Origin of the sequence: Streptomyces silaceus (assembly GCF_001419745.1) — a bacterium.
In the GTDB taxonomy this organism is placed as follows: Bacteria; Actinomycetota; Actinomycetes; order Streptomycetales; family Streptomycetaceae; genus Streptomyces; species Streptomyces silaceus.
This window is the reverse complement of record NZ_LIRJ01000253.1, coordinates 1-20,067: the sequence shown is the minus strand read 5'-3', so window position 1 is coordinate 20,067 and position 20,067 is coordinate 1. Positions and strand designations below refer to the sequence as shown.

At 72.5% G+C, this 20,067-nt stretch carries 20 protein-coding genes; 14 read left to right on the top strand and 6 right to left on the bottom strand.

The window, feature by feature from the left end; all coding sequences use genetic code 11:
* Positions 1-181: 181 nt before the first annotated feature.
* Both AOK22_RS23365 and AOK22_RS23360 read right to left on the bottom strand, forming a co-directional pair.
* Complete coding sequence (locus AOK22_RS23365) at positions 182-874, bottom strand: alpha/beta fold hydrolase (protein WP_055700663.1); 693 nt, start codon at positions 872-874, stop codon at positions 182-184.
* Between the two features lie 150 nt (positions 875-1,024).
* Positions 1,025-2,287 carry an MFS transporter gene (locus AOK22_RS23360; protein WP_237773415.1) on the bottom strand — a complete coding sequence of 421 codons (1,263 nt, stop codon included), beginning with the start codon at positions 2,285-2,287 and terminating at the stop codon, positions 1,025-1,027.
* A gap of 398 nt (positions 2,288-2,685) precedes the next feature.
* On the opposite strand from AOK22_RS23360, the gene AOK22_RS23355 reads away from it, so the two are divergent.
* The 9 genes from AOK22_RS23355 to sph all read left to right on the top strand — a co-directional run bounded on the left by AOK22_RS23355 (position 2,686) and on the right by sph (position 11,181).
* Positions 2,686-3,792 carry a LacI family DNA-binding transcriptional regulator gene (locus AOK22_RS23355; protein WP_079036765.1) on the top strand — a complete coding sequence of 369 codons (1,107 nt, stop codon included), beginning with the start codon at positions 2,686-2,688 and terminating at the stop codon, positions 3,790-3,792.
* Positions 3,793-4,145: 353 nt separating this feature from the next.
* On the top strand, positions 4,146-5,294 hold the full coding sequence (locus tag AOK22_RS23350; RefSeq protein ID WP_055700661.1) for a methyltransferase: 1,149 nt from the start codon (positions 4,146-4,148) through the stop codon (positions 5,292-5,294).
* A 266-nt stretch (positions 5,295-5,560) separates the two neighbouring features.
* Complete coding sequence (locus tag AOK22_RS23345) at positions 5,561-6,778, top strand: Cmx/CmrA family chloramphenicol efflux MFS transporter (protein WP_055700660.1); 1,218 nt, start codon at positions 5,561-5,563, stop codon at positions 6,776-6,778.
* A gap of 30 nt (positions 6,779-6,808) precedes the next feature.
* Positions 6,809-7,387, top strand: a complete 579-nt coding sequence (locus tag AOK22_RS23340) for a TetR/AcrR family transcriptional regulator (protein ID WP_055700667.1) — start codon at positions 6,809-6,811, stop codon at positions 7,385-7,387.
* Positions 7,388-7,457: 70 nt separating this feature from the next.
* Positions 7,458-7,979, top strand: a complete 522-nt coding sequence (locus AOK22_RS23335) for a hypothetical protein (protein WP_055700659.1) — start codon at positions 7,458-7,460, stop codon at positions 7,977-7,979.
* Between the two features lie 60 nt (positions 7,980-8,039).
* The gene (locus AOK22_RS44020) at positions 8,040-8,231 is read left to right on the top strand and encodes a tryptorubin family RiPP precursor (protein WP_425264053.1); all 192 of its coding nucleotides are present in this window, start codon (positions 8,040-8,042) and stop codon (positions 8,229-8,231) included.
* A gap of 145 nt (positions 8,232-8,376) precedes the next feature.
* Positions 8,377-9,438 carry a cytochrome P450 gene (locus tag AOK22_RS23330; RefSeq protein ID WP_055700658.1) on the top strand — a complete coding sequence of 354 codons (1,062 nt, stop codon included), beginning with the start codon at positions 8,377-8,379 and terminating at the stop codon, positions 9,436-9,438.
* Positions 9,439-9,829: 391 nt separating this feature from the next.
* The gene (locus AOK22_RS23325; protein ID WP_055700657.1) at positions 9,830-10,009 is read left to right on the top strand and encodes a hypothetical protein; all 180 of its coding nucleotides are present in this window, start codon (positions 9,830-9,832) and stop codon (positions 10,007-10,009) included.
* A gap of 191 nt (positions 10,010-10,200) precedes the next feature.
* A complete protein-coding gene (gene sph / locus AOK22_RS23320; protein WP_055700656.1) occupies positions 10,201-11,181 on the top strand; it encodes a sphingomyelin phosphodiesterase in 981 nt (326 codons plus the stop codon).
* 9 nt (positions 11,182-11,190) lie between these two features.
* Here sph and AOK22_RS23315 read toward each other — a convergent pair whose 3' ends face one another.
* The 3 genes from AOK22_RS23315 to zapE all read right to left on the bottom strand — a co-directional run bounded on the left by AOK22_RS23315 (position 11,191) and on the right by zapE (position 14,842).
* Positions 11,191-12,021, bottom strand: a complete 831-nt coding sequence (locus AOK22_RS23315) for a polyphosphate kinase 2 family protein (protein WP_055700666.1) — start codon at positions 12,019-12,021, stop codon at positions 11,191-11,193.
* Positions 12,022-12,237: 216 nt separating this feature from the next.
* Positions 12,238-13,599, bottom strand: a complete 1,362-nt coding sequence (locus AOK22_RS23310) for a PhoX family protein (RefSeq protein ID WP_055700655.1) — start codon at positions 13,597-13,599, stop codon at positions 12,238-12,240.
* A 151-nt stretch (positions 13,600-13,750) separates the two neighbouring features.
* Complete coding sequence (gene zapE, locus AOK22_RS23305; protein ID WP_055700654.1) at positions 13,751-14,842, bottom strand: cell division protein ZapE; 1,092 nt, start codon at positions 14,840-14,842, stop codon at positions 13,751-13,753.
* A gap of 54 nt (positions 14,843-14,896) precedes the next feature.
* Here zapE and AOK22_RS23300 point away from each other — a divergent pair, with 54 nt between their 5' ends.
* From AOK22_RS23300 to msrB, 4 genes are all read left to right on the top strand, one after another.
* Positions 14,897-15,703, top strand: coding sequence for a pyrimidine reductase family protein (locus AOK22_RS23300; RefSeq protein WP_425264052.1), 807 nt, complete (start codon positions 14,897-14,899; stop codon positions 15,701-15,703).
* Positions 15,704-15,835: 132 nt separating this feature from the next.
* Entirely contained in the window at positions 15,836-16,318 is a 483-nt protein-coding gene (locus AOK22_RS23295) for an indole-3-glycerol phosphate synthase (protein WP_079036763.1), read from the top strand.
* A gap of 178 nt (positions 16,319-16,496) precedes the next feature.
* A complete protein-coding gene (gene murC / locus AOK22_RS23290) occupies positions 16,497-17,891 on the top strand; it encodes a UDP-N-acetylmuramate--L-alanine ligase (RefSeq protein ID WP_055700652.1) in 1,395 nt (464 codons plus the stop codon).
* A gap of 57 nt (positions 17,892-17,948) precedes the next feature.
* Positions 17,949-18,356 carry a peptide-methionine (R)-S-oxide reductase MsrB gene (msrB, locus tag AOK22_RS23285; RefSeq protein ID WP_055700651.1) on the top strand — a complete coding sequence of 136 codons (408 nt, stop codon included), beginning with the start codon at positions 17,949-17,951 and terminating at the stop codon, positions 18,354-18,356.
* 110 nt (positions 18,357-18,466) lie between these two features.
* Here the strand turns inward: msrB and AOK22_RS23280 are convergent, their stop codons facing one another.
* Positions 18,467-19,402 carry a hypothetical protein gene (locus AOK22_RS23280; RefSeq protein WP_244164949.1) on the bottom strand — a complete coding sequence of 312 codons (936 nt, stop codon included), beginning with the start codon at positions 19,400-19,402 and terminating at the stop codon, positions 18,467-18,469.
* A 174-nt stretch (positions 19,403-19,576) separates the two neighbouring features.
* Here AOK22_RS23280 and AOK22_RS23275 point away from each other — a divergent pair.
* A partial coding sequence (locus AOK22_RS23275; RefSeq protein ID WP_167357876.1) for a caspase family protein occupies positions 19,577-20,067 on the top strand: 491 nt, incomplete at its 3' end.

The window sequence follows — 20,067 nt, the reverse complement described above, 5'->3', positions numbered from 1 at the left end:
GGTGGCCGGGCGCGGTGGCCTCGCCGGAGCACCCGGCGAGGACGGCGGTCAGGGCGCAGAGCGCGGCGCATCTCCGTACGAGAGTGATCACGCGCCGACGATATAGCCATGAAAGCGGCAAATAGGATAATGGCGGCCCCGATTCCCCCGACCACACCAGCGCCCCGCGACCGCGGCCCGGCTACACCCACCCCTCCAGCGACGCCATGAACGCGTCGAAGTCGTCGCGGTGGATCGTGTGCCCGGTCCCCGGGACCGTACGGACCTCGAAGCCGCGCCGCGCCAGCTCCTTCTTGAACGTGTCGTCGAGCAGGAAGCTCGTCTCCGCGACCTGGACGAGCGAGGGCACGACGGGTGCCGCCGGGCTGCGGTCGACGGCGTTCTCGCCGGAGAGCGCCAGCGTGGTGTCCGGGTCCCAGAGGGCCAGCGTGGCGACCTCGATGTCGACGTCGGCGTCCTCCCAGCGCGGGTTGAAGTTCGCGATGATCGACCGTGTGGCCCGCCGGAACTCCACGAACACCCGGGGGTCGACGCCGCTCGCCCGGTCCAGGGCCCAGGCCGGGTCGGAGTACACGGCGCGCGCGGGCGCGAGCCGCTCGGCCGCGAGGGCCAGGGCTATCCCGCCGAGGGAGTGCCCGATCGCCAGCTCGGCGCCGGTCGGCAGCGTGTCGACGAGGTCGTCCGCGAACAGCTTCGCGCTGTACGCGCCGCGCTCGCTCACGCCGTGTCCGCGCAGGTCGACACCGATCACGCGGTAGCCCTTGTCGGCGAGCGCGGGCCCCACGCGCCGCCAGGTGCGGTGGTCCGACATGATCCCGTGGATCAGGAGGGCGACGCGGTCGCCGTTTCCCCATTCGTGGGTGTGCAGCTTCATGGTGGTGCCTTTCTGATGGGTGGGCCGGGCGGCACACGCCGATCTTGTACGTGAACGGGTCCGCGCCGGAAGCGAACCGATCACTTCTGTGTCCTGACTCATCGCTCCGTACATCAATACGGACCCGTCACCGCATGAACCACGGACCCGTCACCGCACGCCCCGGATCGGCCGCACGGCGAGCGCGCCCAGGACGGACAGCGTCGCGCCCACCGCGAACAGCGCGGTGTAGCCGCCGCCCTGGCTGCCGCCGCAGAGCGAGACGACGACGGAGGCGGCGAACGGTGCCAGGATCTGCGGGCCCGCCTGCGCCATGTTGAGGACGCCGAGGTCGCGCGCCGCGTCGTCGGCGCTCGGCAGGATCATCGAGACGAGCGCGTTGTCGACGGCCATGAAGCAGCCGAAGCCGAGGCCGTTGAGCGCGGCGAGGACGAGCATCGCGGGCCAGGTCGGCGAGAGCGCGGGGACGGCCAGCGCGACCGCCGAGACCACCGCGGAGACGGCGATGAACGGCTTGCGCCGGTCCAGCCGGTCGGAGAGCACACCGCCGACGACGGTGGAGGCGGCCATGGCGACCGCGTTGACCGGCGCGAGGACCGCGACGGCGTCCTCCGGTTCGAGTCCGGACGGCAGGTCGATGTGGTCCTGCAGGATGTACAACTGGTAGCCGAAGACGCAGAAGTAGCCGAGCACGAGCAGCGCGCGCCCGATGAAGGCCCACCGGAAGTCGTGGTGGCGCAGGGCGCCGAGGAACGCGGCGAACTGCTTCCTCAGCGGCACCCGCTCCGGCCGCGCGGCGTCGGGCAGGGGCTTCTCTCGGGCGAACGACGTGAAGAGTACGGCCGAGACCGCCACGAACGCGCCGAGCACGAGGTAGCCGGTGCCGATGCGCTCGGCGAAGGCCGAGCCCAGCAGCGCGCCGAGGGTCGAGCCGATCGGCATGCCGAGGCCGACCGCCGCGGACGCCCGGCCGCGCGCGGAGAGCGGGACGCGGTCGGGGACGACCGAGGTGAGCGCGGCCTGGAAGACGTTCATCACGGCCTGGCCCAGGCACCAGGCGATGGTCACGAGCAGCACCGTCTCGACCCCGCCGAGCAGCGCCATCGCGCCGACCGCGGCGAGACCGCCGCCGAGGATCCACGGGTTGCGGCGCCCCGAGCGGTCGGAGAGCGCGCCGGCGACGGGGTTGAAGAAGGTGGCGAAGACGGCGCTGACGCCGCTGACCAGGCCGAGCATCGCGACCTTGTGGGCCTTGTCGATCTGCTCGATCTGGAGGGGGAGGAGCACGCCGCCGACGCCGATGTAGAGCGCGTACATCGCGGTATTGCCGAGCATGAGGAGCGGCATCAGGCCGCGCGGCGCGCGGGCCTGTTCCTGGGGATCGAGCCGGTCCTGACGAGCGGAAAGGGCCACGGTGCCCTCCTCCTCGGACGGTCGGCCGAGTGGCCGAATGAGGTCGTTACACGTGTCACTTGACACGTGTAACGAATGTTTAGCATTGGACGAGCGGCTCCACCAGACCCGCGTCGGCAAAGAGCGGTGAGGTGCTGTGGGTGCGTGGGTGGGCGAGGTCGTGAGCGCGCGAGCGGTGGGCCGGGCCGTGCCGTCGCGCCGTCATGCCCCCGTGAACGAGAAGCCGTCGCCGGCCGTAGACCGCCACGAGTCGTGGGCCGCCGCGGGCAGCGCGCGCGCGGCCGCGACCCGCCGACCCGTGGGAGCCGCCGACCCGTGGGAGCCACTGACCCGTGACCGCCACCGAGCCGTGCGAACCATGGGCCGTATGAGGCCACCGTGAAAGGATGCGTCGCAGGATGAACGACAGCCCACCGCCCGCGCCGCGACCGTCCGCGACCCCGCCCACCAGCACCTCCGTGGCCCGGCACGCGGGAGTGTCGCGGGCCACCGTGAGCTACGTGCTCAACGGACTCGCGGCGGGCCGCGTCAGCGAGGCGACCCAGCGCAAGGTCCGCGCCGCCGCCGAGGAACTCGGCTATGTGCCGCACGCCGCCGCCCGCTCCCTGCGCTCCGGCTCCAGCGGGCTCGTCCTGATCGCCGTGCCCGCCGACACCGTGCCCGTCTTCGGCCCGCTGTTCTCGGGCTTCGTCGCGGGCTTCCAGTCGGCGCTCCAGGAGTACGGACACACCGGCGTCCTGCACGGCGCGAGCGCGGCGCGGGATCCCCTGGAGGCCGCCCGCGCCTGGGCCGAACTGCGGCCCGCCGCCGTGCTCGTCACCGACGGCGGGCCGCTGAGCGGGCCGTCCGTCGACGTGCTGAAGCGCTCCGGCACCGCCGTCGTCGTCTCCTGCGGCCCGCCGCCCGCGCCCGGCGCCCACGGCATCACCATGGACCAGCGGGAGATCGGGTCCGTGGCCGCCGCGCATCTGCTGGCGGGCGGGCGCCGCCGCATCGGCGTCGTCGTCCCCGTCGAGCACGGCCTCGCGATGTTCGGCGAGCCGCGCCTCGCGGGCGCGCGGGCCGCCGCGGCCGAAGTCCCCGGCGCCCGGATCGAGCCGCTCCCGCTCGCCTACACCGAGGAGTCGGCTGCCGAACTGGCCGCGCGGTGGCGGGAATTGGGGCTCGACGCGGTGTTCGCGTACAACGACGAGTACGCGATGCTGCTGATGCGCGCGTTGCAGGACGCCGGCGTGGACGTCCCCGGGGAGACCGCGGTGGTCGGCGCCGACGACCTGCTCGTGGCGCGGCTGCTGCGGCCGCGCCTGACGAGCGTACGGATCGAACTGCCCACGCCCGCCGAGGTGGCCGCCCTCGTCGACCGCCTCATCCGTGAGCCGGACACGCCCCCGGCGGTGCACCGCCGCTCGTCGGCGCACATCGAGGCAAGGGATTCCAGCCGCCCGCGGCCGGCCGCCTCTCGTGACGCGGCACAGGGGCGTTTGCCGGGGGAGCGCCGGGTGTGACAGCGTCCTGATCGTGATGATGGGCATGGTCGTCAGCTGACATCCACTCGCGCGCCGCGACGCGGGTGATCCCGGGTGCCGTTCCTCGGTACCCGGCGGATGAGGAATGCGCGGGCCCTTCGGTGTGCCCTGAAGCGCATGGTGTGCCCTGAAGCGCAGAGGATGTCCTGAGAGAGCACAGAGGATGTCCTGAGGGGCGTACGGAGCCAGTCGTCCCCCACCGGACGCCCTGCCCTGCCGGTTGGTTGGCCGGCGACGGTCTCTCCCCGGGCCCCGCCCTCCGATGACCCTTGAGGTCTCCCGCGTCGAAGCGCTCTTCGTGTCCCAGCGCCCACGATCACGAGGAGTCCTTGATGTCCCGCATCGAATGGACCGAGCCCGACCGCCCCAACGCGCCTTTCCAGTACGCCCGTTGGCACTCCGAGAGCGATTCCCCCGCACCCCGCCGCATCGTCCTCGCCGACGACCGGATGAAGGCCGACACCGCCCACCGGCTCGCCTGCGAGGGCACCGCGCTGCTCTGGCGCGGCGACTTCCACGGCGCCCGGCAGCTGCTGACCGCCCTCGGCCGCCGCGTCGACCGGAAGGCGCCCGCGCCGGCGGCCACGCCCGCCGAGTCCTTCCACCGCCACCGCCGCGCCCGCGGCCACCGGGCCAGGGTGCTCGGCATGCTCCTGGTGCGTCTCGACGGCGATCACGCCCTCGGGCTGCGCCGGGCGCCCGACGTCCGCGCGGCCTGTCGGGAGGCGTACGGCCCGCCCGACGGCCCGATGGTGGTCTCCCTGCGCGAACTCCTCGGCGTCATCGGCGCCCACGAGTGGCGGGTGAAGGGCGTGCACGTACCCGCCCTCGAGGCCAGGATCCATCCGCACTACGGGGTGTTCTCGCCGGTCAGGGGCGAGTACGTCGACCTCGTGGCGCGTGCCCCGCTGCCCGCCGCCGTCGCGCAGGAGGCGCCCCGGCCGCGTACGGCCTTCGACATCGGCACCGGAACGGGCGTGCTCGCGGCCGTCCTCGCCCGCCGGGGCGTCGACCGCGTCGTGGCCACCGACATCAGCCCGAGGGCCCTGGCCTGCGCCCGGGGCAACGTCGAACGGCTCGGTCTCGGCGGGCGGGTCGAGGTCGTGGACACGGAGCTGTTCCCGGCGGGCCGTGCCTCGCTCGTCGTGTGCAATCCGCCGTGGCTGCCCGCCCGTCCGACGTCCGCCGTCGAGCAGGGCGTGTACGACCCGGGCGGCGCGATGCTGCACGGCTTCCTGGCCGGACTCGCGGCGCACCTCGAACCGGACGGGGAGGGGTGGCTCGTCCTCTCCGACCTCGCCGAGCATCTCGAACTCCGTTCCCGTGAGCAGCTGTTGGCGGACTTCGACGCGGCGGGGCTGCGGGTGGTCGACCGGCTCGACATCGCACCGCGCCATCCACGGGCCGCCGACGTCACGGACCCGCTCCACGCCGCCCGCGCGGCCGAGGTCACGTCCCTGTGGAGGCTCGCGCCCCGGTGACCCGCCGCGGCCGACGGCGTCTCGGTTTTGAAGCGAGTGATTCAGAATGTGCTAGCGTCAGCGCCCGTCGGTTCTGAAGCACTCGCTCCAAAAGCATCCGCCGCCCCGCGGCGGACGGCCCGCGTCGGCCTGCGTCGGCCTGCGTCGGCGCACGGCGTCGGCGCGGCCACGCCCACGGCCACCGCCACGGCGTGCGGCTTCAGAAACGCGTAGCGCATCTGTCGCATCTATCGCACGTATCGGTCGTGAACGGGAGGACCGCGTCAATGCCCCCTGCGGTGTACATAGTCGGGCTCGGCATCTTCACCCAAGGAACATCGGAGTTCATGCTGTCCGGCCTGCTGCCGGGCATGGCCGACGACCTGGGGGTGTCCATCCCCGACGCCGGCCTGCTCATCTCGGCGTTCGCGATCGGCATGGTCGTCGGCGCCCCGCTGCTCGCCGTGGCCACGCTCCGCTGGCCGCGCCGCACGGCGCTCGTCTGGCTGCAGGCGGCCTTCGTCGCGGCCCACGTGGTCGGCGCCCTCGCGCCCGGTTACGCCGTCCTGTTCGTCACCCGCGTGGTCAGCGCCCTCGCGTACGCCGGGTACTGGGGCGTCGCCGTGGCCACGGCGGTGGCCCTCGTCCCCGCGGACGCCAAGGCGCGGGCGGTCGCCGTCGTGGCCGGCGGGCTGACGCTCGCCACCATCGTCGGCGTCCCGGCGGGCACACTGCTGAGCCAGTACTCCGGCTGGCGCGCCGCGTTCTGGGCAGTCGCCGCGGCCGCCATGGTGAGCCTTCTCTGCACGCTGCTCGTCGTCCCGGGCGGCCGGGCCGCGGGTGAGTCCCCCTCGGTCCGCGCCGAACTGCGGGGCATGGCACGCCCGCAGCTGTGGCTCTCGTACGCCGTCACGGCCTTCGCCTTCGGGGCGGTCGTCGTCACCTTCAGCTATCTCGCGGCGCTGCTCACCGACGTGAGCGGGGTGCCCGAGGGCTGGGTGCCCGCGATCCTCGCCCTCTTCGGCGTCGGCGGTCTCGCGGGCATCGTGATCGGCGGGCGCACCGGCCAGTCCCGGCCGCTGGGCACACTCGGCCTCGGGCTCGGCGCCCTCGCCGTCTTCTCCGCGCTGCTCGCGCTGACCGCGCAGGTGACGGCCGTGGTGATCGTCCTCGTCTTCCTGCTCGGCCTCGTCGGATACGTCACCAACCCCGCCCTGCAGTCACGGGTGTTCACCCTCGCGCCGGGCGCGCCGACGCTGGTCGGCGCCACCAACACGGCCGCGTTCAACGTCGGCAACACCGTGGCCCCGATGCTGGGCGGCCTGGCCATCGACGCCGGGTACGGCTACGCCTCGGTCGCCTGGGTCGGCGCCGCGCTGGCCGCCGCCGGGACGGTGGCCGTGCTGTGGGCGGCGCGGCTGGAGCGAGCGGAGCAGACGGAGCAGACGGAGCAGACGGACCGGGCGGACGGGGGTGTGACCTCCGCCGCGGAGGCTGTTTTGTAAGGCGTTTCCAAAACGGTTACTGTGGCGCACATGGCCAGACCGCGAGAGTTCAACGAGGACCGCGTCGTCACCGCGGCCATGGAGACGTTCTGGCGCCAGGGGTACGAGGGCACCTCGACGCGCGACCTGTGCGACAGCACGGGGCTCGGTCCTTCGAGCCTCTACAACACCTTCGGCGGCAAGCGGCAGCTCTACCTCCGCGCCCTCCAGCGCTACTACGAGACGGCCACCGCCGCGCAGATCGAGATCCTGCGCGGCGGCGGACCCGCGAAGGAGCGGCTGCGCGCCATGATGATCCACTCCGTCGACGCCGACCTCGACGCGGAGGGCCCGCGCGGCTGCTTCGCGATCAACGCGGCCGTCGAGGTCGCCGGTCTCGACCCGGAGGTCGCCCAGGCGGTGCGGCGCAGCTTCGACCGGGTCGAGGACGAGCTGTGCGTGGTCGTGGAGGAGGGGCGGCGCGCGGGCGAGATCCGCGCCACCGGTGACGCGCGGACCGTGGCGCGCCGGGTGCAGAGCACGTACTACGGCCTGCGGGTCCTCGGCCGCGTGCAGGGCGACCGTGAGGTCCTGCTCGCCACGGTGGACGGTGTGCTCGCCGACCTGTGACGCGCGGGCGTGCCCGACGGGGGCCGGGGGTCTAGGTCATGTGTTCGCATACGTTCCGTAAGATGGCCGAATGTCCGGAGTGCCCCCTCGATCTTCCCGCCTGGAGACGGCCGTCGGCCTGGTCTGTTTCGCCGGTGCCTTCCTCCTCGTCGCCCTGACCGGCGACGCGGTGTGGCGCCGCGGCACGGCCGTCTGTCCCGGCGGCGCGTACGTCTTCGGCGGGCTCGTCGGCTTCCTCGCCCTCGCCGTCTGGCCCGCGGCCGACACCCTGCGGCGGCGGGCGCGCGCCGCCGGTACGCCGGCGCGGAAGGCCGCCGGGCTGCGGGTGCTCGCCGCCGGCGCGTGCGTGGCCGGCGCCTTCGCCGTCACCGCCGCCCTCGCGTTCCTGCGCGGACGGAACGGGGTGGCGCTCGGCGCCGTCTTCCACGACGGCCCGACGTGGGTGGAGGAGAACCCGGAGGCGGCCTGGACCCTCGCGCCCGGTCTCGCCGTCGGGCTCGCCGTCCTGCTGGCGGTCGCCCTGCGGCGGCCCGGCACCGGACGGCGCGGACGTCCGCGCGGTGCGCGCCGGCCTCCGCGCGGTGCGCGCTGACGTTTCGCTCACGCGCACCGTGAGCCGCTCACGCACCACCCGCCCCGGCGCCTTCCGGATATGCCCGGCATAGCGTCCCACCAGCCCGTTTATCGGGTGTTGATCGGATGCGGCGACGCTCCGCGGGTCCATGTCGCTCATGGGCACACGGAATCGACCGGAGGTACGAACATGAAGATGGTCCGCTCCCTCAAGAAGAGGATCACCGGCGAGAAGAGCCTGAAGGCGTACGCCTGGTACCACTGGTACTAAACCGGCGAACCAGTCACCTCGCGCGGCCCGCGCGGCCGCGCACCCGTAAGGGCGCCTCGCGCCCAGGGACGTAATTCGCCGTCGAGGCCCGCACCCGGCGCGCTCATGCCGCCGGGCGCGGGCCTCCCGCACTGGGAGACCTCCGATGTCCCTCTCCGGCAGCACCGACCGGCTCGCCCGGACGACCGTCTTCACGCCGAGGCTCGACGCCCTGCTCCGCGACCACCGCGGCGAGGACGTGTTCCGCCTGGACGCCGACACCGTCGGCGTCGCCGGGCACGACCTGACCGACCGGATCCTCGCCGCCCGCCCGGCCACCGAACATGAACGTCCGACCTTCAAGCCGCTGCACGGGCGTTCCATCCCGCGCACCGAGGCGTCCACCGTCATGCAGGCCATCGGCCGCGACGTACGCGCGGCCCTGAAGAAGCCCGTGCCGGCGGACGCCGACCTCTCGGGCGAGTGGCCGCACGTCGGCCACGTCTATCTGCGCGACCTGATCCTCGGCGCCGACCCGTACCGGCTCCGCATCCTCATGGACCGCACCCTCGAGCTGACGCCCAAGCTGACCTGGACGGTCATCGTCACCGGCGCCGCCCTGCCCGGCAGGCTCCGCCCGGGGGCGCCCGTCACCGGCATCGCGGGCCTGACCGCGAACGCCACGGGCTATAACGACCGCCGCTACGCCATGGGCCTGTACCGGCGGGCCGCCGCCCCCGTCTGCTTCACCGTCTCCACGCTCGTCGCCAACGCGTACTGGCTCGGGGCGCCCTTCGACGACGCGACGCCGAACGAGCACATCCTGTACGAGTCCATGCGGCTGCTGCCCCCGTCCTGGAACATCCTGCGCAACGCGTCGCCCGAGTACCCCGCCCTCGACGACCGCATCGGCGCGGCCGACGACGTCCTGCTGCTGCCGCTGCTCAGCCACCGCGACCCCGCGCTCTGGGACGACCCCGACGCGTTCCGCCCCGAGCGCTGGGCCGCGCTCGACCCCGACGACCACCCCGGTTACGTGCCCTTCGGCCACGCCTCCGAGCGCTGCTGGGGGCGGCACATGGTGATGCCGCTCGCCGGGATGCTGCTCGACATGCTGCGCGGCGCGGGCATGACGGTCAGCCCGCGCCAGACCACGGCGAAGGTGCCGCTCGCGGGGCTCCTCGGGGTCGACAAGGTGCGGCTCGTGCGGTCCGGTCGGACGTCGTGATGTGAGCAACACCCCATGGCTGGAAGGGAGTTGCTCACTGGCGCCCGGAGCGGGTGACAGGGCATGGTGGGAGTGAGCGGTGCGACACCGTACCGCCCGGGCCCGTCATGGGGTTCGACCACAGGGAGTGGTGGACATGGCTGCGAACTCTCGGCGCATGAGCGCCAGTGCATACGGGAAGTGACCCGGCCCGACCCGGCCGACCGGTCCGTTCCTGGACGCAGCCCCGCTCCTGATCACTGAAGCCGAACTTCGCGGCAGCGCCGCGCGGTTCGGCCCGGGTTCATCGCCGGAAGCGTCCCCGTCGGCCGTTCGGCATTCCGGATCTCCGCAGCGCGCGATCTCCGGACCTCGCCCCTCACCCGCTCCGCCCTGCCGACGGAGGCACCCCATGACCACCATCGTCGTTCGACTCGCCGCAGGAACGCCTCAGATCCTGCTCGCCGTCGTCATCGTGCTCGCCGTGACGTTCCTGGCCGCCCTCGCCATCGCGGTCCGGGGCACCGCACCGGAACAACGCGCCACGGTGTTAAGGGCGTTCGCCCACATCCTGCCCGTACGCCGCAGATAGGCCACACCCGCGTTCGTGCCTCGCGGTGGCAGAGGCCGGACGCGGTTCGGACGCCTCGATCGCGAACCGTGTTCACGCGAAGTATCCCCAGAAGTAATCACAGCTGCTTGGATGTGCGGGCGCCGGAACAACGGCATCGTCCGCACCATCCGGAACAGCATCGACCGACCCCCCCACCCTCAGGAGTTTTTGTGCCGCACGCAGCGCTGCGCAGGACCCACGCGGCCGCGATCACCACCGTGCTCGCCGCCGCCACCCTCGCCGCCGTCGCGCCTTCCGCGACGGCCGCCCCTGCCGCCACGCCTTCGCTCAAGGTGCTCACGTACAACACCTTCCTGTTCAGCAAGACGCTCTACCCCAACTGGGGCCAGGACCACCGCGCCAAGGCGATACCGGCCGCGGACTTCTTCCAGGGCCAGGACGTCGTCGTCCTCCAGGAGGCGTTCGACAACTCCTCGTCCGACGCTCTCAAGGCCAACGCCGCGGACCGCTACCCGCACCAGACGCCGGTGATGGGCCGCAGCAAGAGCGGCTGGGACGCGACCGGCGGCGCGTACTCGGCGGTGACGCCGGAGGACGGCGGCGTGACCGTCCTGAGCAAGTGGCCGATCGTGCGCAAGGAGCAGTACGTCTACAAGGACGCGTGCGGGTCGGACTCGTACTCCAACAAGGGCTTCGTCTACGCGGTCCTGGACGTGAACGGCACGAAGGTCCACGTCGTCGGCACGCACACCCAGTCCACCGACCCGGGCTGCGGCAGCGGCGAGGCGGCGGCCACGCGGGCCAAGCAGTTCAAGGAGATGGACGCGTTCCTGGCCGCGAAGAACATCCCGGCGGACGAACAGGTCATGGTGGCGGGCGACTTCAACGTCGACTCGCACAGCTCCGAGTACGCCTCGATGCTCGCCGACGGCGGCTTCGCCCCGGCCGACGCCCGCACGGGCCACCCGTACTCCTTCGACACCCAGGACAACTCGATCGCCGCCGAGCGCTACCCGGACGACCCGCGCGAGGACCTCGACTACGTCCTCCACCGCAAGGGCCACGCCCGCCCGGCGACGTGGCGCAACGAGGTCATCAAGGAACAGACACCCCCCTGGACGGTCTCCAGCTGGGGCAAGCAGTACACGTACACGAACCTCTCGGACCACTACCCGGTCATCGCCCGCTGACCTGGCGCCTCACGAGGCCTGAAGGCGGCTTCTGGCTTCTGTTACGTCGAAGTCCGCCTTCGGGTACCGGGGGTCCAGGGATTCCAGGTGTTCCAGGAGGAGGGTGCTGATGGCCCAGTTGCGGTACCACTTGCGGTCCGCGGGGATCAGGTGCCAGGGGGCCGCCTCGGTCGAGCAGCGTTCCAGGGCGATCTCGTACGCCTCCTGGTAGGCGGGCCACAGCGCGCGTTCCTCCAGGTCGCCCATGGTGAACTTCCAGTGCTTGTCCGGGTTGTCCAGGCGTTCCAGCAGGCGGCGGCGCTGCTGTTCGTAGGAGATGTGGAGGAAGCACTTCACGATCGTGACGCCGTCGTCGGCCAGGGCCTTCTCGAAGCGGTTGATCTGGCCGTAGCGGCGGCCCAGCTGGCTGCGCGGGACCAGCTCGCGGACGCGGGCGATGAGGACGTCCTCGTAGTGCGAGCGGTCGAAGATGCCGATCTCGCCGGGCTGGGGGAGCGCCTTCATGATGCGCCAGAGGAAGGGGTGGTTCTGCTCCTCGGCGGTCGGGGCCTTGAAGGCCTTGATGCGGCAGCCGGAGGGGTTGAACAGGCCGATGACGTGCTTGACCGTGCCGCCCTTGCCGCTGGTGTCCATGCCCTGGAGCACCAGCAGGATCCGGCGGCGGTCGCCCTGGGTGCTCGCCGCGTACAGGCGTTCCTGGAGGTCGGCGAGGCGTTCGCCCATCCGGGCGGTCGCCGCGAGCCCCGCGGCCTTGTCGGCCGGGCCCGCGGGGGTCGCGGCGGCGTCGTACGAGGAGAGGTCGACCCTCTCCCCTTCGGGGATGCGCAGCAGGTCCGTCAGGCGGGGCGGGGTTCCCTTTCCGGCCTTGGGGGGCCGTCCGACCTTCGCGGCCTTCCCGGCCTTTCCGGCCTTTCCGGCCTTCCCGGCCTTCTTGCCGGGGCCCTCACCGGCGTCCTTGCCCCGCTTCTTCGTGCCCTTGCCGTCCTTCGTGGACTTCGCCACCGCGCACCCCTTCCGGTCGTATCCCTCGATCGTGCGGCGAGGGCTACGAGGCCGCTACTTGTGCCAGGGTCCCGTCACCGCGAACGTCGTGCCGGGCGTGTAGCAGTTCACGTACATCGTGTCGTGGTCCGGCGAGAACGTGACGCCCGCGAACTCGCCCCACTCGGGCTCCTCGGGCGTGCCGATGTTCTGCCGGCCGCGGGCCATCGGGTAGACCTCGCCGCCCCGCGTGAGGCCGTACACGTGCTGCGCGCCGCCGCCGTCCTCGCACACCATCAGGCCGCCGCTGGGCGCGAGGCAGATGTTGTCGGGGGACTCGCCGGGCAGCTGGATGTCGGTGCTCGGGCCGAACACGATGACGAGGGTCAGGCGGCGCGCGGACGGGTCGTACCGCCAGATCTGACCGAAGTGGTCGGCCGCCGAGCCCTCCGCGCTGTGCGCGAAGGAGGAGACGAAGTAGACGGACGAGCCGCCCCAGTAGCAGCCCTCCAGCTTCTGCGCGTGCGTGATGCCCTTGGGGCCGAAGTCCTGGAGACGGATGGGCGTCCGGGCCGCGAGCGGATCGGGTACGTCGACCCATTCGATGCCGTCGAAGCACGCGCCGGTCTCCTGGACGGAGGACAGGTCCGGCACGCCGGGCACCCGCATGGCCTGCAGCCTGCCGCCCGCGCGCAGCGAACCGCGGCCGCCCTCGGGCTTCTTGGGCAGGAAGCGGTAGAAGAGGCCGAACGGCTTCTGGAAGGCGTCCTCGGTCTCGTAGACGATGCCGCGCTTGGGGTCGACGGCGATCGCCTCGTGCTGGAAGCGGCCCATCGCGGTCAGCGGCACCGCGCCGGTGCGGTGCGGGTCCACCGGGTCGACCTCGAAGATGAAGCCGTGGTCCTTGGTGTAGCCGTTCGTGCCGGCCTTGTCCTCGGTCTCCTCGCAGGTGAGCCAGGTGCCCCAAGGGGTGGGCCCGCCCGCGCAGTTGACGGCGGTTCCGGCGATCGCGACGCGCTCGCCCAGGACGTTGTTTCTCCGGTCGAGCGCGAGCGCCGTACAGCCGCCCTTGGCCATCGGGTCGTACGTCAGCCCCTCGACCGTGGGCACACCGATCTTGCCGGTGACGCGGTTCTCGTGATTGCGCACGAGGTGTACGCCGCCGTGCTTGCCGCGGAAGGCGGCCATGCCGTCGTGGTTGCTGGGGACCTTGCCCTCGCCGGAGCGAAGGTCGTCGCCCTCGCGCGAGAGGACCTTGTAGCGGAACCCCTTGGGCAGGTCGAGCAGTCCCTCGGGGTCGGGGACGAGGGGGCCGTAACCGGCCTTCCCGTGTGCGGCCGCGGTGCCCGCGAAGAGTTCCGAGAGAGCGCCGGTGAAGGCGATTCCGGCGCCCAGCGCACCGGTACGGGCAAGAACCTGACGTCGTGTGGCAGACATGATGGGCAACCTCCTGCTGGCGGACAGGAATGTGACCGGATGTGTGTACCACGCGCCTTGGCGGTCGGGAACCACGCGCGTAGCTTCCGTTTTGCGCGTCCTTTTGTCTTCCGCTTGCCCGTCGGCGAGCGCTTCCGCGCCGAACCGGGGGTTACCCGTCCACGAGCCCCTTGGCGTCCCGTGCCAGTGCCGTGAGCCGGGAGATGGCCCGGAAGTACTTCTTCCGGTACCCGCCGTTCAGCATGTCCTCGCTGAAGAGCCGGTCGAAGGGCACACCGGAGGCGAGGACCGGTACCTCCCGGTCGTACAACCGGTCGGCGAGCACCACGAGACGCAGCGCGGTCGACTGGTCGGGCACCGGCGTCACATCGGTGAGGCAGACGGCGGTGAGGTTCTCCGTCAGCGCGCCGTACCGGCTGGGGTGGACCCTGGCCAGGTGCGCGAGCAGGTGCGGGAAGTCGTCGAGCGAGGCGCCCTCGCTCGCGTACGCCGCCTTGGTGACCTGCTCGTCCGTGTACGGGGCGGGGGCCTCCGGCAGGCCGCGGTGGCGGTAGTCCTGGCCGTCGATGCGCAGCGCCTTGAAGTGGGCGGACAGGCCCTGGATCTCGCGCAGGAAGTCGGTGGCCGCGAACCGGCCCTCACCGAGCTTGCCCGGCAGCGTGTTGGACGTCGCGGCGAGCGCCACGCCCTGCTCGACGAGCTTGGCCAGGAGCGAGGAGACCAGGACCGTGTCGCCCGGGTCGTCCAGCTCGAACTCGTCGATGCACAGGAGCCGGTGGTCGCCGAGGGTGCGCACGGTCTGCTGGAAGCCGAGCGCGCCGACCAGGTTCGTCAGCTCGACGAAGGTGCCGAACGCCTTCTGCTCGGGCGCCGCGGGCGTCGCGTGCCAGAGCGAGGCGAGGAGGTGGGTCTTGCCGACGCCGTACCCGCCGTCGAGGTAGATGCCGCGCGGGCCCGCCGGGGCCGGGGCCCTCTTCTGGAACCAGCGCCGCTTGCCCGAGCCGCTCGCGTGCGACCCGCCGAGGCCCGCCGCGAAGCCGCTGAGGACGCGGACCGCCTCGGTCTGGCTCGGCTGGCCCGGGTCGGGGATGTACGTGTCGAAGCGGACCGAGTCGAAGCGCGGCGGCGGCACCATCTCGGCGACCAGGCGGTCGGCGGGTACGTGCGGCTCGCGGGCGCACAGCGACAGCGGACCGACATCGGCTATGGGGCTCTGCCCGGGGGCAGTGGTGCAGGACGACACAGTTCCTCAGTTTAGGGGTCGTGCAAGACTGCGGACATGCGACGCCTGTTCCCTGTGACCGACCAGACAATCGACCGGACGGACACCCGGACGGAGGACCGGACTGATGACCGGAGGCACAACCGGACGGATGAGGCGGTCGAACGGGAGTGGGGGCTCGACGAGCTGGCCGACGCCTACGCCTATCCCTCCGGAGAGGTGACCTGGCTGCGCGCCAACATGGTGTCCGCGCTCGACGGCGCGGCCCAGCACGATGGCCGCTCCCAGCCCATCTCCAGCGACACCGACATGCGGGTCTTCGGCACCCTGAGGGGCTTGGCCGACGTCGTGGTCGTCGGGGCCGAGACGGTCCGCAAGGAGGGCTACCGGCCGGCCCGCGCGCGTGAGGCCTTCGCGGCGCGCAGGGCCGCGGCCGGGCAGACGCCGGCGCCGGCCGTCGCGGTCGTCAGCGCGAGCCTTGACCTGGACTTCTCGCTTCCGCTTTTCACCGCGCCGCTGACGCCCACGCTCCTGGTGACGGGCGCCGCGGCGCCCGCCGAGCGGATCGACGCCGCCGCCAAGGCGGGCGCCGTCGTCGTCGTGGCGGGCGAGGGCGCGGCCGTGGAGCCGGAGCGGGTGGCGCCCGCGCTGGCCGAGCGGGGGCTGACCCGGCTGCTCACGGAGGGCGGGCCCCGGCTGCTCGGCCAGTTCGTGGCGGCGGGGGCGCTGGACGAGCTCTGTCTGACGGTGTCGCCGATGCTCACCGCCGGGGACGCCCAGCGGATCGCGGTCGGGCCCGCGCTCGCGGTGCCGGAAAAATTCGCACTGGCATCCGTACTGGAAGAGGACGGGTTCCTCTTCACCCGATACCGTCGTACCTGACAATCGGCGGAATCAGCCGTTCCGTTTGGCTTCGGCTGGGCACACTAGATCTCGCAGACCCCGTGCGGGCACGGGGCAGGATGGTTTCCGCAGGGGCCTCAGGACGGCCCACGGAGCAGAAGGGCGCCTGGCGTGTTCACAAGCGTATTGATGATCGAGAAGGCCCTGACGTCCGCCGACGTGGAGTTCGTCACCACCTTGCACGGGGACGAGCCGGTCACCTTCCACGTACTGCTCCAGCCCAGGGGCGACCAGGCGGACCGACTGCTGCGGGCCATCGACGACGTCGCCCTCGGCGAGCTCGACCAGGCGGCGCGCGAGGGCGAGACCCCCGAGGGCCAGGACGCGACAGGACCCGGCGAGCAGGCGCTGCAGGTCTCCCTCACGGCGCTGCGCGCGGCGGGCTGCGCGGCCCAGGGCCGGCTCATCGAGGACCACCCGCTGGACGCGCTCAAGGACCTGGTCGAGAGCGCGGACGCCGACGAGGTGATCGTCCTGACCGACCCGCACTACGTGGAGGAGTTCTTCCACCGGGACTGGGCCTCGCGGGCGCGGCACAAGGTCGGCGTCCCCGTCCTCAAGCTGTTCTCGCACAGCGCTGCGGACGAGGAGTAGGGGCTCCGCCGCAGGGGGCGGCGCGGGCCCCGGGCCGCTCGCGGGCCGCGTGCGCGCGGGCGCGCATGTCCCGGCCTCGCGCCCCGCACGGGGCGCCAGGCAATAGGCTGGGGGCCGCCCGCGCGTCGTACGGCGCACGGCCCGACACCCGTATCGCACCACCAGGGGAGACACACGCATGGCACCCGGCCTTCCTTCCGCCATGGACCGACCGCACTTCATCGGCGTCGGCGGCGCCGGAATGTCGGGCATCGCGAAGATCCTGGCCCAGCGCGGCGCCAAGGTCGCGGGCAGCGACGCCCGTGACTCCGCCACCGCCGAGGCCCTGCGTGCGCTCGGCGCCACGGTGCACATCGGCCACGACGCGGCCCACCTCGCCGAGGACGCCTCCAGCGTCGTCGTCTCCTCCGCGATCCGCGCCGACAACCCCGAGCTGGCCCGCGCCACCGAGCTCGGCATCCCCGTCGTGCACCGCTCCGACGCGCTGGCCGCCCTGATGGACGGCCTGCGCCCGATCGCGGTCGCCGGCACGCACGGCAAGACCACGACGACCTCGATGCTGGCGGTCACCCTCTCCAGCCTCGGCCTCGACCCGTCGTACGCGATCGGCGGCGACCTGGACGCGCCGGGCACGAACGCGCTGCACGGCGAGGGCGACATCTTCGTGGCCGAGGCGGACGAGAGCGACCGCAGCTTCCACAAGTACACGCCCGAGGTCGCCATCGTCCTGAACGTGGAGCTCGACCACCACGCCAACTACGCGTCGATGGACGAGATCTACGAGTCCTTCGAGACCTTCGTGGGCAAGGTCGTCCCCGGCGGCACGCTCGTCGTGTCCGCCGACCAGCCGGGCGCCGTCGAGCTGACCCGGCGCGTCCGGGACCTCGGGGAGCTGAAGGTCGTCACCTACGGCGAGTCCGACAACGCCGACCTGCGCATCCACAAGATCACCGCACGCGGCCTGACCAGCGAGGTCACCGTCCTGCTCGACGGCAAGCTGCTGACCTTCACGGTCTCGGTGCCCGGCCGTCACTACGCGAACAACGCGGTCGCGGCCCTCGCGGCGGGCATCGCGCTCGGCATCCCGTCCCGGAACCTGGCCGGCGCCCTGAAGTCGTACACGGGCGTCAAGCGCCGCCTCCAGCTCAAGGGCGAGGCCGCGGGCGTCCAGGTCATCGACTCCTACGCCCACCACCCCACCGAGATGACGGCCGACCTGGAGGCGATGCGTTCCGCCGCGGGCGAATCGCGCATCCTCGTCCTCTTCCAGCCCCACCTCTTCTCGCGCACCCAGGAGCTGGGCACCGAGATGGGCCAGGCCCTCGCCCTCGCCGACTCCTCGGTGGTCCTCGACATCTACCCGGCCCGCGAGGACCCGATCCCGGGCATCACCAGCGAGCTGATCATCGACGCCGCCCGTGCGGCGGGCGCCGACGTGGCGGCCGCGCACGACAAGGCCGAGGCCGTGCGGGCGATCGCGGGAATGGCGAAGCCCGGTGATCTCGTTCTCACCATGGGAGCGGGCGACGTCACCGACCTCGGCCCGCAGATCCTGGCCGAGCTGTCGAAGTAGCGGCCACCACCAGCCGTAGCGGTCACCACGAGCCGCGGACGTAAGGGGTTCAGAGTCATGTCGTACGACGTCGAGAAGCCGGACGAGGAATGGCGCGCGGAGCTGACCCCGGCGGAGTACGCGGTGCTGCGCCAGGCCGGGACGGAGCCCGCGTTCGTCGGTGAGTACACCGACACCAAGACCAAGGGTGTCTACTCCTGCCGGGCGTGCGGCGCCGAGCTCTTCACCTCCGGCGAGAAGTTCGAGTCGCACTGCGGCTGGCCCAGCTTCTACGACCCGAAGGACTCCGACGCGGTCGAGCTGCTCCAGGACACCTCGCACGGCATGGTGCGGACCGAGGTGCGGTGCGCGCGGTGCGGCTCGCACCTCGGGCACGTGTTCGAGGGTGAGGGGTATCCGACCCCGACGGACCAGCGCTACTGCATCAACTCCATCTCGCTGCGCCTGGCGCCCGACGAGGGCTGAGCGCCGGGCGGTCGGCGAGGGCTGGGCCCGGCGCCCGACGAGGGCCGCATCGGGCGGCCGAACCGTGAGTGACCGGGCCCCGGTGCCGGGCGCGTGTCCGGCACCGGGGCTCAGCCGCGCAGCCCCACCCCGTGACGGGTGCGCAGCCGGTCGATCTCCCACCAGGCCACCGCCGACACCGACAGCGGCCCGGCCACCAGGGCGGCGAGCTGGATCAGCGGCGGCCCCGGCGGCGGACCCGACACGGCGAGGTTGATGCCCGCCAGCTCCCACACCAGCAGCCCGGCGAGCAGCGCGGGCAGGGCCGCGTGCACCCGCGTGGTGCTGAACGCGGTCCGCACGACCGTCGCGGACGAGAACGCCACGAAGAACAGCATCCACAGCGCCGGAAGCATCAGCGCGGGCATGACCAGCGGCGTGAGCACACCGGCGTTCATGTCGCGGCCGAGGTAGGTCGCCGCGAGGACCAGCAGCGGCACGGCCGTGAACGCGCCGAAGTAGCAGAGCACCGCCCGCACCGCGGTCCGCAGCCCTGCCCGCATGGCCGTGCGCCGGTGCGCCGACGCCAGCCGGAACAGCAGCACGAGCACCAGCGGCGCGGTCAGGAGCAGCAGCCACGGCGTGAGCACCAGGCGGAAGACGAACTGCTCCTGCATCTCGTTCCAGTCCTCCGAGGTGCCGTACACGGAGAGGATCAGCAGGGAGGCGGCCAGCGCGATCCACGCCCGGATCTGCTGGACGCGCAGCACCTGGGGGTCCTGGAGCCGCTGATGGCCGTCCGGCGGGAACACCGCGTGGGCCCGGATCCTGGCCGAGCGCGCCAGCGGATAGGTGAGCACGAGGAAGAACAGCGGCCAGGCGCAGCACAGCAGGGGCGCCGCGAGGCAGCCGCGCCGCGGGCCCAGCTGCCGCAGCAGCTCCCGGGTGGGCGGCCACTCGCCGTCGCGCAGACGGCGCCACAGAGGCGCTCGGGGCGGGAGATACGGATGGGGTCCGCCGTTCGGCGGCCATGGCGGAGGGTAGGGTCCCTGTCCCCCGGAAGTCACGCCTGCTGCCCTCCTGTACGTGGGTGTCGCCGGCGGCCCACAGTGGCCGCTGGTGATCGCAGACGGACATTGAACTCCCTTGCGGGCGCGGGCACATGAGGATGACCGCAACTGCCCGGCAACCGCCCACGAAGCGACCTGACGACGCCCAGGAAGGGCTGACAGGATCACCGCATGCGGACCGTGAACGCGCTCTTCGTGGGCATCGACGACTATCCCGGCAAGCCGCTCAGGGGCTGCGTCAACGACGTGACACAGGCGGAGAGCTGGCTGCGCGGACAGCCCGGCCTCGCGCCCCGCGTCCTGAGCCTGCACGACGCGCGGGCCACCCGCGCGCGGGTCGTCGAGGTCATCGAGACGCACCTGGGGCGCAGCGGGCCCGGCGACACGGCGCTGCTGTGGTTCAGCGGGCACGGCAGCGCGCGCGACACCGACGACCCGCGCGCGGCGACCGGCCGCAGCGAGTCCCTGGTCTGCCACGACAGCCTCCGCGAGGGCGGGCAGCCGCTGCTGCGCGACACCGAACTCGGCGCGCTCCTCGACCGGATCGCGCGCGGCGGCGCCCATGTGGTCGCCGTCCTCGACTGCTGCCACGCGGGCGGGGCGACCCGCGAGGACGCCGTGCCCGGGGCGCGGACGCGGGGGGTGGCGTGGCAGCCGTGGTG